Here is a 15,726-nt window from a genome sequence, read left to right as displayed (position 1 = left end):
TAATTTATAGAAAAATAACCCAATTTACAATTTTCAGTTATTTAAATACGATTGATATATAGTTTTCAACAGGAGCAAGTATGGTGAGAAGGATCAGAAATCAATTAAGTGGCTCACACCAGAAATGTCAACAATGAACCGGAAAATAAGAATCAAAAAATAATGGACAAGGAGTGGAAAACGATGAAGAAAGCCATACGAATCATCTGTAAGGTAGGGAGCGCCGTGGGTTTTATCCTATTATGCCTGTTGACTTTAATTGTTCTTTCAACAAAAGCATCTGGAGGGGAACCCACCATTTTAGGTCATCAATTGAAAACGGTGCTATCTGGATCCATGGAACCGACATTTCAAACAGGCTCTATCATCGTTATTGAGCTAGCCAAAAAAGGTACAGCCTATCAGAAAGGCGATATCATTACGTTTCATTCTGAAGACAAACTCATTACTCATAGAATCATAGATGTTAAAAAAGCCAACGGGCAGTGGTTGTACACAACAAAAGGAGATAACAATGATGGACCCGATTCCGACTACGTCCTATCTCAAAATATCGTAGGGAAGTATACAAGCTTTACAGTTCCATATGCAGGATACATAGTGAATTACGCTACCTCTAAAACAGGATCTGCCTTATTGTTGTTCATCCCTGGTCTGCTTTTAGTGTTTTCTGCAGGACGTACCATTGTGAAGGAACTGAAAAAAGTCGAGGCAAAAAATGCCTGAATCATTTGGTTATTCCTTTTAGCTGTCAATACGGCAGTTAAGAGATTAATAAATATAAGTTACATACAATAGGGAGGAATTTATCGATGAGCTTTACAGGAAAAGTAAGTAAGGGACTTATGACAGCGGCATTAGGTTTTTCATTAATGGGAGGAGGGACATACGCCTACTTTAGCGACAGTGAGGTAACGAATAATACATTTGCTGCAGGTACGTTAGATTTATCGGTGGACCCTGAAACGATTGTCAATCTTGACAACCTTAAACCAGGGGATGAGATTCAACGTGAATTTACTTTATCCAATGATGGGTCACTAGACATTTCAAAAGTTTTATTGGAGACATCATACACAGTTAATGATGCTAAGCAAAACAATAATGATGATTTTGCGAAACATATTAAAGTTACGATTCTTTACAATCAAGCGAATGCTACTACTCCTGTAGTGGAAACAACTTTATATGATTTACAAAACCAAACACCGGATATAACGGAAATTGATGATTTTGTAGGGAATGATACAAGACCCGATGGACTTAAAGTAGGAGAGAAGGAAAAGATTCTCGTTCTATTTGAATTCGTAGATAATGGGGAAGATCAAAATGAATTTCAAGGGGATGCCCTGCAGGTACAATGGAAATTTAATGCAGAACAGACAGAAGGAACGCTTTATGAAGAGTAATACTACGATTTAAAGCATTTTCGTACAAGAAGAATTTGAAAAGCTTTAAATTGATAAATTCCCAAGAAACCCTCTTCATTTAATCGAAGGTTTCTTGGGAATGGTTTGTCAGTTAGGAGTAGTATATATGGAATAGTTACGAAATTGAGCACATGAAGAGCTTAGAAAGTTGAAGGGCTTTAAGGTGTTGGTCAGAATCTACGTAATATTCATATAGCTCTTTTCCATACCTATTGATGCATAAAACGTGTTTGCTAGATTGAAATTGTGGCAGGGCCTTTTCCTCGATAAAGCTGTAGTACTGCTCCATATTATTCTCGATTCGATAAATGAGGAGCTTGAATAACGTAATGTACAGTTTACTGTCCAATTGTTTTGCTAGGGAGCAACCTTCTTTCGCCTTTTTCAATAGTGTTGTTTTTCTAGAAAGTTTTCCTTCTAGACAGGTGTCCACATAATTGCTTAAACGTTTTAAATAGCTAATAGGTGTCTCAGCTTCTATTGAAAGTGCTTGCTTAAAATATTTCTTGGCAAGGGCATACTCCTTTCGCTTTTTGTACTCATTACCGAGGTTATTGAGTAATAGCCCCTTTTTATCGAGGGCACCCAACATTTCACTGTCATGAATAAGATTCTCATAGCGCTCAACCATCTCCTGGAAATCAAGATAAACATCACTTCCGATTTGCAGCAGCATAACGGATTCTGCATTGATAGCGCGAAGAAAATTGTTTGTCTTTTTGAAGTAACGAAGAGCTTTGTCTGCATAACGGTAGGCCATTACTTTAGAGTCAATACAGTGGTAAGCTACAGCAAGGTGATAATAATATTCTGGATTTCCATATTCGTCGATATTAATTTCTTTTAACACTTGGATCGCCTTTTGCTGATGCTCACTATTAGAATTGTTGTAGTTGTTTAGGTAGTAAATCCCCTGAATATGATGAAGAAGATTTCTTTCGTATGGAGTAAGGTTAGGGTGTTGTTTTTGGATATCCTTTATTATGCTGTTTGCTTTTTCTCCCTCTTGATGCAAAATATAATACCTTGCTTTCAGTAGTTGGTAATGCGCTGCATATTTCGAGGAATCTATGAAGGGAGACGCCTCTAATTCCTTTTTAATTTTTTCCACCACATTCTTCCTTTGCATAATGATGGCGGTATGCCAATTCTGTAATTGCTTGTCTATTCCTTTTAAGGACTCAATCTCTTTTTGAATATCAATCCCCAATCGCTCTGAAAACAAAGAAATAATGTCTGCAGAATAGGCTGTTTTCCCTCTTTCAATTTTACTTACATGTGTAGCCGTGCAAATCCCTTCTCCTAATTGAGCTTGAGTAAGACCAGCTGTTTCTCGGTAAAACTTGATAATTTCCCCTTCTAGCATAAAAAATTCACCCCTTACGATTAAAAGTGTATATTTTTCTATTATTTCGAATACTTATTCATATTTGCTATTATCATAGATTTTCCTTTAATAAAATATAAAACCCAAAATTGAGAGTTGTATTTAGTTCTTTTCTATCAAAAATACAAAGTAATGAGCATTTTTTTGCTGGTTTCGAAGAATAAGCAGATCGAAAGTCACGTATAAAAACCCCAATAGCCATCGAGATGAAAGAATATTAACATTATAATTACAATTCAATAAATTATTAAAAGCTTATGAAAGGAAGGATTCCTCTACTAATTTTTCTATTACTATTAATCTATAATTAAGAAAGTTGGGTGTATATGAAAGTGAATTCGTTTGTTAAAAAAACAGCAGCCATTAGTCTGTCTATTGGTTTGCTAGCATCACCAGGAAACTCCGTATTTATACCAGAGGTAACGGCATCTAAACTGAAGACGGAAGACATTCTATCTTCATTGACAGATGAACAAAGAAAAGCATTAAAGCAATTAGAATTGCAAGATCATACCGGCTTACAAGGATTTAAAGCAGGTGAGTTAGAGGAAGAAAAGAAAGTATCGGTCATTGTTCAGTTTAAATCAAAGCCTAGTAAAGTTGCTGTGCTAGAAGCGGCAGCAAATGGGAAGAAAATGGATAAAGAAAAGGCAAATATACAGGTAGAAAAAGAGCATAAAGCCTTTAAAGAAGACATCAAAAAAATTCTTCCTAAAAAGAATGCCAAAGGGAAAAGCATTTCAAACGATATTACCGCTACTTATAAAACAGCCTATAACGGTGTAGCTATGACCTTACCAGCAAATCAAGTCGAACAACTTATGAAATCGGAAGTAGTCCAAGCGGTATATAAAAATCAGACGTTCACGGTTGACCCGGTTAAGAAAGACCTTCCTGAAGATGTAGACAGAGAAATCACCACGTCCGTTGAAAGTATTCCTTATTTGAAAATCGATGAACTACATAAGGAAGGCATTACAGGTGAGGGAATTAAGGTAGCCGTTTTAGATACGGGTATTGATTATAACCACCCAGATTTAAAGGATGCCTATAAAGGTGGCTATGATTTTGTCGATGAAGATCAAGATCCAATGGAAGCAACGTATAAAGATTGGGAAAATACAAATGAACCAGAATATGCTCCGTGGGGTAGCTCTTATTATACTTCTCATGGTACACACGTTTCCGGCACAATTGTTGGTCAGAACGTAAACGATAGTGAAGTGTCTGTTCAAGGAGTTGCTCCTGATGCCGACCTTTATGTGTACCGTGTGCTTGGACCTTATGGAAGCGGGACAACGGAAGACGTTCTTGCAGGGATTGAAAAATCAATTGAGGATGGAATGGATGTCATCAACCTTTCACTAGGGGCTGACATAAATGATCCTTACTACCCAACAAGCACTGCTATTAATTATGCCGTTTTAAATGGGGTAACGGCTGTAGTAGCTGCAGGTAACGCAGGACCTGAAGATTATACAGTAGGTTCACCGGGTACAGCAGCATTTGCCTTAACCGTTGGGGCAAGTGATGTTCCTATGTCTCAAGCAACATTTACTGGCCGCACTGAAGGGGATTGGTCTACTGACATCGTAAGTATGGGTAGAAGCTTTGCTGATGACTTTGCAAAGCTAGAAGGAAATTCTCTTGAACTGGTTGATGTCGGCTTAGGAAATTCTCAGGATTATACGGGTAAAGAAGTTGAAGGGAAAATTGCTTTTGTACAGCGTGGGGAATTTGCCCTTAATGACAAAATCAAATTTGCTAAAGAACATGGAGCAGCAGCTGTCATCATGTATAACAATGTGGATGGTCATGTTGGCTACAATCTTGGAGAATCGACTGATTTCGTTCCGGCATTTTCAATGACCAAAGCTGCGGGAGAACAATTAAAAGCAGCGATTGCTAATGGAATGAAAACCTTCACGTTCGATAACTTTGAAACAATAAAAACAGAAGGGGATCAGCTAGCTGACTTTAGCTCTAGAGGACCCGTTCGAGAAAATTATGATATGAAACCAGAAGTGGTTGCTCCTGGAGTAAGTGTCCTTTCTACGTACCCTTCTTTCATGATTAATCATGAAGATACCGATGATTATACGTACGCCTATGCAAGACTTAATGGTACATCAATGGCAACGCCGCATACTGCAGGAATCGCAGCACTATTGTTAGAGGCAAATCCTGATCTGGATCCAGACGATATTAAAACCATACTCATGAACACGGCAGAACCTTTAAACGGGGAGTATAGTGTATTTGAAGTAGGTGCTGGAAGGGTCGATCCTTATCAAGCGGTTCATAGTCAGATGAAGGTTCAAGTGAAGGACGAAACGCTCATTCCGGATGGGGAAGAATTAGTAGCAATTGAAAATCCAACGGGGGGAGTAAGCTTTGGTCAACACTTTGGAGAAGCCGGCAATCATATACGGGTGATGAAAAGCTTAAGTCTCACCAACAATAGTGATAAAGCGAAAACCTTTGAAGTTTCGATAGAAGAAAATGTAATCGAAGGAACGAATAGCCTCAAAGAAAATGGAGTAAAGGTAAGTTCAAGTAAGAAGATTAAGGTAAAGGCCAATAAAGAAAAGAAAAATAATGTCTTCCTAACGGTTCCAAAATCAGCAAAAACAGGTGTTTATGAGGGCTATATCACGCTTACTAATAAAGAAAATTCATCAGAACGTTACCGTCTTCCATTCAACTTTAGAGTTACAGAGGAAGGGTTAAATTATCTCGAGGTCTTTAACCCAGCATTATCACCATTTTATTTAAACAACGGTTTTGATGGATATCGAAATCGGGCGATGTTTGTAGACTTTAATTTAAGTTCACCAATGGCTAAAATGGATGTGGTTCTTCAAGATGGTGAAACAGGGAAGGATTTAGGGTTTATTGGGACAGTTGACCTTAAGAATAGCTCTGAAAATATAAATTATGGCTTAATGGCATTCCAAGGGATGTATAATAAATTCACAGGTGATTCCGAACAACCAATTTCACAAGAAGTAAGCTATGCACAGCCTGGTCATTACAAGCTGAAATTTATTACAACAGGGCATTCTGGAAAAGTAATAACAGAAACGCGTGATGTGTTTATTGATATTGATGATCCTAAATTTGAAAGTTCACTTGATGAAAGCGGTTCACCATTCCTTGAATATAAACCAGGTCAAGAAACATACCCATTTGACATTCAAATCGATGACCCTCACGTAGAAAAGATGCAAGAGGTCGGGATTGATGTTGATCAATCATCTAATTTCATGGTCTATACATGGAATTCACCTTTTCCTTCATCGCCTATTTACATGGATAAGGAAGGGAAATTTGTAGACGAAATTGCCATGGATAAGTCTACACCAGCGTTATCCTTTACAATGGATGGGTACGATATGGCAGGAAATAAAGGCTTACGAAAGCAATATTACTTTGTCCAAGAAGGAACAGCTGTAACGTATGCGAAGAGTGAAACAGTTGAAGCCAACACAGGTGATACGGTTCATGCAAAACTAGTGTTGGATAACTTAAATGAACTAAGTAAAGCTAAATGGACCTTCGGAGAAATTTGGGGCATGAAATCTGTTGAGCTAGTTGCTGCGAAGCTTACAGATTCATTTGTAAATAAAGCTACGCTAAAAGTTGATGGAGATAAGGTATCAGTTCAATTTGATGAAGCTAACGGTGTATTTGACCATTCGGAAGTGGTCGAGGTTACATTAAAAGTACAAGATGAACAATATATACAGCAAGCTGAGATCAATCCAACAGTCGAAGTAACAAATGGAAATAATGAAACAATCAAAGTACTAAACGCAGGTGCAAATATTGAGGTATCGCCACAGTTTAATAGAGTCTATGGCAATGTTTTACCTGAAGGGTTTTATGTGGGACCAGAAGGAGGCGAATACTTAGATAAAAAAGATTGGTCAAAGGTTGGTGCATCAGTGAGGTTCATTGATTCTAAAGGAAGCGAGTTTGACGCATCATCATCAATCGACAATGCACAATATATCATTGAAAAGCTTCCATTAAGTAAAGATCCTTATACGTTGGAGATGAAAGTTCCAGGTCACTTTGTTACGAAAAGTGAACAGCAAATTGGCTATGAGCATAATGGGGAGCTGATTGGTATGAACCATGGGGTTAACCCAATACGTATTACGGCTGGTGATGTGAACCAGGATAACGTGATTGATGTATTAGACGCGATTGATATCCAAGATGCATGGAATACTGATAACCGGGCAGCTGATATTAACTTTGATGGAACGGTTAATAGCAAAGACATTAAGTATGTTCAAACTAACTATCTCAAGCAAAATGAGCATGTAGAGAACTCTCCTAAACCATTAGAAAATTATGATGGAAAAACACTAGAATCAATTTTAGAAGACTTGGGAGTTACCCCCTAACGTAAAGGGGTACTCCAGTATTTGAAGAGGAAGCCATCCAGGGCTTCCTCTTCTCTTACAAAAAAATCACTATTCTCCATTTCTATTAAATCAAATGAAAAAATAGTGATCTTAAAACTTCTTTACCTAGTCATTGATAATCTCCTATTAATTGATTTCAATCGCCGAAGCCTCGTTATTCCAATCCCAAGCCAAATTAGCTGTTTTACCCCACCAGTCGGAGTGTCTAAAGAAGACTCCTCTGCCATACCCTTGATATGAAGTATGCTCCCACAGCGTCGTCGAATAGCTTGCAGAAGGTGATGCCGTGCTTAAAGAGGAAATTCTATCATTCCAGCTAGAAGGCAAGTTTTTAAACCCGTCTCTCCAATAAATATACTGTCCGCCTTTATTTTTATACTCATAGAAATCAGTGCAGCAAGTACCGCTGCCCATGATCTCTACATTGTTTTGAAGTCTCTGTTTATCTTTTTCGATAAATGCCTGCAAACTTTCCCGGCTCGTAAATCCATACGCCAACCAATCGCCGTTTTTATTCTTTTTAGGTAGAACCATGGTTACTTTTATGTCATTGCTGTTTGATTTGTTATTCACAATAGTCTTTGAATCCACAACTTTTCCATCTACAGCTAAATAGTCGAACGATTTAATCGTGTACTCTTTTTCTACTTCAGATTTAAGATTAACAACCGTATTACTTGAAGCTGATGCAGTAGAAGCAACAAGAACAAACACTAGCATTGTTACAAGACCAGATAGCAATTTTTTCATAAACCATTCACTCTCCCTATTAATTTTTGTTCTTACGTTATTACAGTTTATCGTAATGTAAAAATAAAACAATTGGGTAAATGGCCTATTTTTTTGCCCCTACTAATTTCCTCTTGTCCCTGTTCCTAGATTACAATAGATGAGATTTGTAAGCCTTTTGAGTCTTATCGTATGCCATAGGACGGGGATCTTCAGTAATTTGACGATAATCCAGCAAACATGAACCTACTTATATCCTAGTCAAGGAAAGAAAATCATCTCTAAATGGAAATTCTATGAATGCTTCATTATTCAACCAGACTGGTATTTTGCTTTAATAAATGTCACTCCTATTTGCAGGATATTCAACAGGTTTAGAAACAAGGAAATTAAAAAACTATTGAATTCCTACAAGTAATCCGCTAAAATTAGTCTAATTTATAAAAAAAGTGATGATGGGAATAAGTAGTCAATGATCTCCCTGTTTGAAGAGAGCCGGTGGTAGGTGTGAATCGGTACAAAGATCATGATGAATTACCTCCTTGAGCATTCTTTGTGAACCAATACTTGTAGCAAAGAACGGTCGTACCGTTAAAACGTTGAGTGGAAGATAAGATCTTCAATTTGGGTGGTACCGCGTATAACCACGTCCCATTTTTAGGGATGTGGTTTTTTATTTTTCAAAAAACAAGGAGGTTAATGAAATGGAAACATTTATAGAACAGCTGTCACAAGAACAAGAGAAGGAAATGGAGAGGCAGTATGCCATCTATTCAAATGGAGTCCATGAGATTATTCCTTCTCAAGAATTAAAAGAAAAAATTGCTAAGTCGTTAGTAACGGGGAAGCCTTTAAAGGTGAAGCTAGGATTAGACCCTTCTGCCCCTGACGTTCATATCGGTCACACGGTGGTATTAAACAAATTAAAGCAATTCCAGGATAACGGTCACACCATTCAGCTTATTATTGGTGATTTCACTGGTAAGATCGGAGACCCGACTGGAAAATCGGTTGCGAGAAAGCAGCTTACTGACGAAGAAGTGAAGTATAATGCGAGAACATACTTTGAGCAATTCGGTAAAGTACTTGATGTGCAAAGGGTCGAGCTTTTTTACAATTCAAAATGGCTGTCAAAGCTGCATCTTGAAGATGTCATCCATTTAGCAGGGAAAATAACGGTGGCAAGATTGATGGAACGAAATGATTTTGCCAATCGCCTAGATGTAGGGAAACCCATCTCTTTACATGAGTTTTTTTACCCATTAATGCAGGGGTACGATTCCGTAGAGCTTGGAAGTGATATTGAACTTGGCGGGACGGATCAACATTTTAATGTGTTGATGGGAAGACATTTGCAGGAGCAGTTTGGGAAGGAGAAGCAGGTCGTCATCCTCCTACCATTGCTTGAAGGTTTAGATGGTGTCGAAAAAATGTCTAAATCGAAAGGGAATTATATTGGAATTGACGAAGATCCAAACGAAATGTACGGAAAAGCGATGTCGATTCCGGATGACTTAATGACAAAATATATTGATCTGGTTACAGACCTTAGTTTAGAAGAGAAAAGTCATTTCAAACTCGGGTTGGATAATGGAGAGCTTCATCCTCGCAATGCAAAAATGTTAATAAGCAAAACCATTGTTCGTATGTACCATGGAGAAAAGGCGGCGGAAAAAGCAGAAGAGCATTTTACTTCTGTTTTTCAAAGAGGCGGAATCCCGAATGAAATACCAACAATAGTATGGCATGGAGATGAAGAAATTGGAATGATCGACCTTCTTGTTACCGCTGGGCTATTACCATCAAAAAGCGAAGCAAGACGAATGATACAAAATGGTGGCGTGAGAATGAATGGTGAGAAAATTGTCGATTTTCATACTGTCGTTAAGGTAGAGCATGGGATGGTTGTTCAAGTTGGGAAGCGAAAGTTTGTGAAGTTGATTTAGCAGGTAGACTGAGGGGCTGGCCATAATAGTCCAGAGCCCCTATATCACTTAAATCCTTTGCTTCCACCCTCATCATGAATTATGATAAGGGGATAAAAAGTTAATGAAAGGGGATCATCCACAATGAAATTTGGGATCATCGGAACAAATTGGATAACCGATGCATTTATAGAAGCAGCCCAAGAAGTAAATGGGTTTGAGCTTACGGCTGTTTATTCTAGAACGAAAGAAAAAGCAGAAGAGTTTGCAGGTAAATATGGTGTAGAGACAACTTTTACTAATCTAGAGGCTATGGCGGCTAGTAATGATATTGAGGCAGTTTATATCGCTAGTCCAAACGCTTTCCATGCAGAGCATGCCAGCCTATTTTTGAAAAATAAAAAGCATGTACTTTGTGAAAAACCGGTTGCTTCCAATGCAAAAGAAGCCTCGAAAATGTTTGGAGTTGCCAAAGAAAATAATGTGCTTTTAATGGAAGCTTTAAAATCTACTTTGCTTCCAAATTTTAAAGTGGTGGAAGAGAATCTACATAAATTAGGGAAAATCCGCAGATATTTTGCAAGTTATTGTCAATATTCTTCACGCTATGACGCGTATAAAGAAGGAACCGTGCTAAATGCCTTTAACCCGCAATTTTCAAATGGGTCGATCATGGATATTGGTGTTTACTGTATCTATCCCCTAGTTGTCCTATTTGGAAAACCAGAAAGTGTTAAGGCAACAGGAGTGCTTCTCGAATCAGGTGTAGATGGAGAAGGAAGTGTCGTGTTGAAGTATAAGGATATGGATGCAGTGGTCATGTACTCTAAAATCACGAACTCTAATCTCCCTGCTGAAATACAAGGTGAAGATGGAAATCTTGTTATTGATAAAATTCATACTCCAGAAAAAGTAGAGATCTTCTATAGAAATGGTGAAAAAGAGGAGCTTTCGCAGCCTCAAAAAGCTAAAACCATGTTTTATGAAGCAGAAGAATTTATTCGACTTGCACAAGAAGGAGAAACGGAGTCAGAAACGAATTCGATTGAAAACTCGATTACCACGATGGAAATCATCGATGAGATTCGGAAGCAGATTGGCGTTGTTTTTCCGAGTGATGGGTTGGAATAACTTTGCAGGTGATGAAGGTGGGGGAAATTGTCGTTTGATGTCGAGAAATCGATAAAAGCCGAAAGTTGAGAATAAAATAGGGATAGTTGAAAATAGAATGCTAAAAGTTGAAAATAAAACAGTATAAGTTGAAAATAAAAGCCTTAAAGTTGAAAAAAGGGCGATTAAACCTAAACTCAAAGCTCAAAATTTACTCGAAAACAAAGATGATTTAAGATTTTCACTAGAAAAGCAAACGAGTTAGTTCGACTTTATTTCAAAAATCTCAATTCCAATTAAAAACAAGAGGAAAGCAACGTTCCTGTACTAACCTTTTAAAAAAGGACAGAATCCAAAATAGATTCTGTCTATTTATTTGTATAAAAAAATCTTTAACTTTCCACTGTGATCCAAAGTAGCTAACAAAATATCATTTACGCTTTTCTGATAATTCAGTTGCAGAGCGTTTTTTAACCACTGTTCATCCTTTCCTAAATTGACTAAATCTTTTTTGACGATTTTTCCATCTTTAATAACCGTCATCGGGAAAGAAAATGGCTGCGGTGTTAGATTGATATCTTTAGCCGTGACGGTTTGATGCTGAGGATGAAGAAAGGTGGTAAGAGATCCATCTGCTTCCCATAAAGAAAGGGCTACTTTTTGGACATCTTCTATTTTTTCTTTTCGTAACTCTGCTAATAGATCATCAAGAGTAATTCTTGCCTTCGATAAATTTGTATAGAGAATCTCGCCATTACGAATTAAAGGAACTGGAGAGGGGTCGAGAAATCGTCTTATGACAGGCCATTTTAAGCTGATGTAAACACCTGCAGAGTATAAAAGAACGAGTACCGTCATGGTCGTCATCGATCCTTTTAATCCTAATCCTTCATCTGATAGGGGGTGAGCAATAATATTTCCAAGTAATAATGCCATGACAAAATCGAGCAGCCTTAGTTGAGAAATCGATCGTTTCCCCATAATTTTTGCAGCAAATAGCAAAAAGAAAAATCCAACTACAGCTCTCAAAGCCCACTGAACAACGGTGAGAGTTTCCTGACCACTAAAAAAATCCATAGAATCCTTCCCTAATGAATCATTGTTGAATTTCCTACTTAGTATGACACTGCTCACTTTTAATTATGATACAAGATGATTTATGTTAACTTTGGATCATTTCCTGGCAATTTGCCATCATTTTTTCAATAAAAATATTAGAGGAATATCCGTTCTGTTGTTGAATAGGTAATATTAATGAAAGGATGGGGTGGACTAAATGAGTGAACGTTTATTGCGAGTGGGCACATCATATATTCCTGTTTCCGATGTGGTGAAATCTGTCAAATGGTATTCAAATCAACTTGGGGCGATCCCAAGTTACCTTGACGAAAGTGGAAAAATGGCCATCATTAATATGGCTAATCAAAGTTTTTTCCTTGTGAAAGCAAAGGAAGGACAATGTGCAAACTTTATAGATTGTGATGGCAATTCAAGGTTTTCCATGAGCTTTGAAGTAGACGGCGAAAAAGAATTGATGGATTTACACCAAGAGCTGGCTGATAAAGGGGTTAAGGTAGGTGAAATTGAAGATCGGGGTCATCCTGGACGAAATTTTGTGTTTTATGATCCTGACGATAACGCGTTTGATGTCTGGAGCGAATTAAGTCCAGCTTTTAAAGAAAGATTTGCTGATATTGTTCAGGGGTAAGGTTTTGAAAAGGCTAGGGATTCTAGCTGTTCTGTTACTAGCTGCTTGTAGCCATTCAGCAGAATCAGAAGGTAAAACAGAAGAAATCACTATCCTTCAAAAAACAACGGAGCTGCGTTTGAGTGAAGGGCATGGAGCAATCCGGCTTTCCTTCAAAAGTTCAAATGCGGTTTCTATATCAGTAATGGCAGAGAATTTAGATCCAAACTCCACATATTCCATTACGATAACAGGTGATGAAGGTGGAGGAGTCAGCTTCGGTCCTCGGGAAAATGTTACCATTCACAAAGGTGAAATCATAGGAGAAACGACCTTCCAACCGGATGACAAAGGAAATCTTACTGTTGAAATGTTGAATCCTGAAAGGGTTTTTCAAGGTTCAGATAAAATGAGAGTAGCGATTTATTCAAAGGACAAAGTGAAACGAATTCAATCAGCACCTTTTAAACTTAATCAGTAATGGGCACCCAATCGGGTGTTTTATTTTTGCGCAAAAAATGAAACCTCATCTCGTTTCTATACGTCTTATAGGAGGAGGTGGAGTGTAAGGCTAAGTTCGTTTCAAAATCATGTGGTATAGTAGAGATCATAAACTTGTATAAAAAGGAGAACGATTCGAATGTTGAAGCGTTTTAATAAAATTTTACTTATGATTGCCTTATTAGTCGGTGTATCGGCCAATCAGGCATTTGCAGCAGATAATGATAAAACAGATGAAGGGATTAATGAAAAGTTTGGATTACCCATTGTGGTTTACGGTGAATCTTTATCAGATTCCCAGAAGCAAGAAGTGAAAGAAGCTTTAGGTGTAACAGACTCAAGCCAAGTAGAGGAAATTACAGCGACTGGTGAAGATTTAGTGAAGTATATTGAGGGAGAAGACCGGAATGCTAGAATGTTTTCTTCTGCGAAAATCACGCGTAAAGAAAAAGGCGAAGGCCTTGTCATTGAAAGGGCGACTCCTGGAAACATCACCCAGGTAACAGATGAAATGTATGCTAATGCGCTATTGACCGCTGGAGTGGAGGATGCTGTTGTGGAAGTGGCATCACCTATTAAAGTAAGTGGTCATTCCGCACTTGTCGGGATTTACAAGGCATACGAAGTAAGTGGAGAAAAGCTTGATACTGTCCGTATGGAGGTGGCCAATGATGAATTAAATCTAGCCACAAAGCTTGCCGATAAAGAAGGGATGAACCAAGAAAAGGTCAGTGAACTCCTTACTGAAATCAAAAAAGAAATTGCTGAACAGAATCCAGCAACAAAAGAAGAAGTAGAACAAATTGTCGAGGAAAAGCTTAAGGACCTTAAGATTGAGCTTAGTCCTGAAGACCGCCAGTTGCTTATTGATCTTTTTAACAAAATGAAGGATCTTGATATTAACTTTGATAATGTTAAGAAGCAGCTTGAAGACATTACCTCCACACTCCAAGATAAGCTTGATTCGGTTAGTGAAGATAGCAAAGGATTTATCCAATCTATCCTTGATTTCTTTAAAGATTTGTTTGAATCGATTGCCAATTTGTTTAAATAAAAGTAATGGTTGTCCTTAAGTGACAACCTTTTTTTGTGCCAAGAAATCGATAACTACCTTGAAGGTGATCAGAAGAAGCCGAAGTAATAGTGTAAAAGGTAAGAACAAATTCCAGAAAAAGTTTTCGATAAAAAGACTAACACATCAAAAAATGGTTTTAATAAATGTATACAACCTATAAATTTTTTCCCTCTCATTTGGGCAATATATAAGAAAAAAAGGGGTCCCATTATGAGAGTTCTTTCACTTGTATTTTCTTTTTTCATTCTGTTTAATGCTATTGCCAATGCGCAAACAGTGATTCCAAAAAAAGAGCTTGCCATTGTGATTGATGATTTAGGGAATAATATGAAAGGTACGAATGAATTGTTAGCCCTCGATGTTCCTTTAACAGTGGCGATCATGCCGTTTTTATCAACCTCGACACAGGACGCCAGTCACGCGTTTGAAAATGGGCATGAAGTCATCGTTCATATGCCTATGGAGCCTATTAAAGGAAAGAAAAGCTGGCTTGGACCAGGAGCGATCACCACCGATTTGAGTGATAAGGAAATTAGAAAAAGGGTAGAGGATGCTATTAAGTCAGTGCCGTATGCCGTAGGAATGAATCATCATATGGGTTCGAAAGCTACAGCAGATGAACGAGTAATGAGAATCGTTCTAGAAGTGTGTAAGGAAAACGGACTATATTATCTGGATAGTAAAACAACAGGAAAAACCGTTATACCTAAGCTGGCGGAAGAATTAGGCGTCCCCTTATTAGAGAATAAGTTATTTTTTGATGATGTTTACACATTGCAGCATATTTTACAACAAGCTAAAAAGCTTTCCGAAGAAATAGATAGGGATGACCAGTCCATTGCGATTGGTCATGTCGGAGTTACAGGTACAAAGGTTGTATCCATGCTGAAGGAATTTATCCCACTTTACCAACAGAAAGCGGAACTGGTCCCATTGTCTGGGCTAATTAATGAATATAAATATATTGATAAAAGCATGCCTTGAGATAAAATGTCCTGAATTCAATATGAGTTCAAGGGCATTTTTTTATTTTATAGGACAATATAAAATACATAGGGGTCGATAACGATCAAATGAACTTGTTTTAATTCAGTCCTTCTCCAGAATTCAAATCCAAGTCAGGAATGAGGGGGGAAGGCTCCCAAGCCTTCCAGCTCTCCTAATACAAGTCGTGATCTAACTGGAAGTTTCAAATTTTTGTTCTTGGAAATGAGATAAGGGAGATTGTCGATAAGGGTAATGGGAAAGCGAAAATGACACCCTCAAAGGAGCCGTATGAGGTCGTGAAAATCCAGAAAAGCGAAAATGACACCCTCAAAGGAACCGAATGAGGTCATGAAAATCCAGAAAAGCGAAAATGACGTCCTCAAAGGAGCCGTATGAGGTCGTGAAAATCCAGAAAAGCAAAAATAACGTCCTCTACAACCTGATATCAGGATTAATATT

Annotated in this window: 12 protein-coding genes and 1 other annotated feature; of the genes, 9 read left to right on the top strand and 3 right to left on the bottom strand. The window is 37.8% G+C overall.

Features of this window, described 5'->3' with window-relative positions; all coding sequences use genetic code 11:
- Positions 1-183 precede the first annotated feature (183 nt).
- Positions 184-726: a signal peptidase I SipW gene (gene sipW / locus JOC86_RS22765; RefSeq protein WP_205175510.1), complete on the top strand. Its 543-nt coding sequence runs from the start codon at positions 184-186 to the stop codon at positions 724-726.
- Positions 727-812: 86 nt separating this feature from the next.
- Positions 813-1,409 carry a TasA family protein gene (locus JOC86_RS22760; protein ID WP_205175508.1) on the top strand — a complete coding sequence of 199 codons (597 nt, stop codon included), beginning with the start codon at positions 813-815 and terminating at the stop codon, positions 1,407-1,409.
- Positions 1,410-1,545: 136 nt separating this feature from the next.
- Here JOC86_RS22760 and JOC86_RS22755 read toward each other — a convergent pair whose 3' ends face one another.
- The gene (locus JOC86_RS22755) at positions 1,546-2,796 is read right to left on the bottom strand and encodes a helix-turn-helix domain-containing protein (RefSeq protein WP_205175506.1); all 1,251 of its coding nucleotides are present in this window, start codon (positions 2,794-2,796) and stop codon (positions 1,546-1,548) included.
- Positions 2,797-3,143: 347 nt separating this feature from the next.
- Here JOC86_RS22755 and JOC86_RS22750 point away from each other — a divergent pair, with 347 nt between their 5' ends.
- Positions 3,144-7,232: a S8 family serine peptidase gene (locus JOC86_RS22750; RefSeq protein WP_205175504.1), complete on the top strand. Its 4,089-nt coding sequence runs from the start codon at positions 3,144-3,146 to the stop codon at positions 7,230-7,232.
- Positions 7,233-7,379: 147 nt separating this feature from the next.
- On the opposite strand, the gene JOC86_RS22745 is transcribed toward JOC86_RS22750, so the two are convergent.
- On the bottom strand, positions 7,380-8,003 hold the full coding sequence (locus tag JOC86_RS22745) for a hypothetical protein (RefSeq protein ID WP_205175665.1): 624 nt from the start codon (positions 8,001-8,003) through the stop codon (positions 7,380-7,382).
- A gap of 422 nt (positions 8,004-8,425) precedes the next feature.
- Positions 8,426-8,639 (top strand) — a binding site (T-box leader).
- Positions 8,640-8,686: 47 nt separating this feature from the next.
- Here JOC86_RS22745 and tyrS point away from each other — a divergent pair.
- Together tyrS and JOC86_RS22735 are read left to right on the top strand one after the other, a co-directional pair.
- Positions 8,687-9,928, top strand: coding sequence for a tyrosine--tRNA ligase (gene tyrS, locus JOC86_RS22740; protein WP_205175502.1), 1,242 nt, complete (start codon positions 8,687-8,689; stop codon positions 9,926-9,928).
- 123 nt (positions 9,929-10,051) lie between these two features.
- The gene (locus JOC86_RS22735; protein WP_205175499.1) at positions 10,052-11,038 is read left to right on the top strand and encodes a Gfo/Idh/MocA family protein; all 987 of its coding nucleotides are present in this window, start codon (positions 10,052-10,054) and stop codon (positions 11,036-11,038) included.
- 351 nt (positions 11,039-11,389) lie between these two features.
- Here the strand turns inward: JOC86_RS22735 and JOC86_RS22730 are convergent, their stop codons facing one another.
- Positions 11,390-12,094, bottom strand: coding sequence for a DUF421 domain-containing protein (locus JOC86_RS22730; RefSeq protein WP_205175497.1), 705 nt, complete (start codon positions 12,092-12,094; stop codon positions 11,390-11,392).
- Positions 12,095-12,293: 199 nt separating this feature from the next.
- Between JOC86_RS22730 and JOC86_RS22725 the strand changes: the two genes are divergently transcribed.
- The 4 genes from JOC86_RS22725 (at position 12,294) to JOC86_RS22710 (ending at position 15,264) form a co-directional block, all read left to right on the top strand.
- Complete coding sequence (locus JOC86_RS22725) at positions 12,294-12,725, top strand: VOC family protein (protein ID WP_205175495.1); 432 nt, start codon at positions 12,294-12,296, stop codon at positions 12,723-12,725.
- Positions 12,726-12,729: 4 nt separating this feature from the next.
- On the top strand, positions 12,730-13,185 hold the full coding sequence (locus tag JOC86_RS22720) for a hypothetical protein (RefSeq protein ID WP_205175493.1): 456 nt from the start codon (positions 12,730-12,732) through the stop codon (positions 13,183-13,185).
- A gap of 159 nt (positions 13,186-13,344) precedes the next feature.
- Positions 13,345-14,259 carry a DUF1002 domain-containing protein gene (locus tag JOC86_RS22715; protein WP_205175491.1) on the top strand — a complete coding sequence of 305 codons (915 nt, stop codon included), beginning with the start codon at positions 13,345-13,347 and terminating at the stop codon, positions 14,257-14,259.
- A 231-nt stretch (positions 14,260-14,490) separates the two neighbouring features.
- A complete protein-coding gene (locus JOC86_RS22710) occupies positions 14,491-15,264 on the top strand; it encodes a divergent polysaccharide deacetylase family protein (RefSeq protein WP_205175489.1) in 774 nt (257 codons plus the stop codon).
- Positions 15,265-15,726: the final 462 nt, after the last annotated feature.

Source organism: Rossellomorea pakistanensis, assembly GCF_016908495.1.
GTDB classification, from domain to species: domain Bacteria; phylum Bacillota; class Bacilli; order Bacillales; family Bacillaceae_B; genus Rossellomorea; species Rossellomorea pakistanensis.
This window is presented reverse-complemented; position numbering and strand designations above follow the sequence as displayed.

Excerpts from the sequence above, each read along its gene's own strand:
- JOC86_RS22725 (WP_205175495.1), top strand. The coding sequence starts at position 12,294 with ATGAGTGAACGTTTATTGCGAGTGGGCACATCATATATTCCTGTTTCC.
- JOC86_RS22730 (WP_205175497.1), bottom strand. The coding sequence starts at position 12,094 with ATGGATTTTTTTAGTGGTCAGGAAACTCTCACCGTTGTTCAGTGGGCT.
- JOC86_RS22755 (WP_205175506.1), bottom strand. The coding sequence starts at position 2,796 with ATGCTAGAAGGGGAAATTATCAAGTTTTACCGAGAAACAGCTGGTCTT.
- tyrS (WP_205175502.1), top strand. The coding sequence starts at position 8,687 with ATGGAAACATTTATAGAACAGCTGTCACAAGAACAAGAGAAGGAAATG.
- JOC86_RS22750 (WP_205175504.1), top strand. The coding sequence starts at position 3,144 with ATGAAAGTGAATTCGTTTGTTAAAAAAACAGCAGCCATTAGTCTGTCT.
- sipW (WP_205175510.1), top strand. The coding sequence starts at position 184 with ATGAAGAAAGCCATACGAATCATCTGTAAGGTAGGGAGCGCCGTGGGT.
- JOC86_RS22710 (WP_205175489.1), top strand. The coding sequence starts at position 14,491 with ATGAGAGTTCTTTCACTTGTATTTTCTTTTTTCATTCTGTTTAATGCT.
- JOC86_RS22760 (WP_205175508.1), top strand. The coding sequence starts at position 813 with ATGAGCTTTACAGGAAAAGTAAGTAAGGGACTTATGACAGCGGCATTA.
- JOC86_RS22715 (WP_205175491.1), top strand. The coding sequence starts at position 13,345 with ATGTTGAAGCGTTTTAATAAAATTTTACTTATGATTGCCTTATTAGTC.
- JOC86_RS22735 (WP_205175499.1), top strand. The coding sequence starts at position 10,052 with ATGAAATTTGGGATCATCGGAACAAATTGGATAACCGATGCATTTATA.
- JOC86_RS22745 (WP_205175665.1), bottom strand. The coding sequence starts at position 8,003 with ATGAAAAAATTGCTATCTGGTCTTGTAACAATGCTAGTGTTTGTTCTT.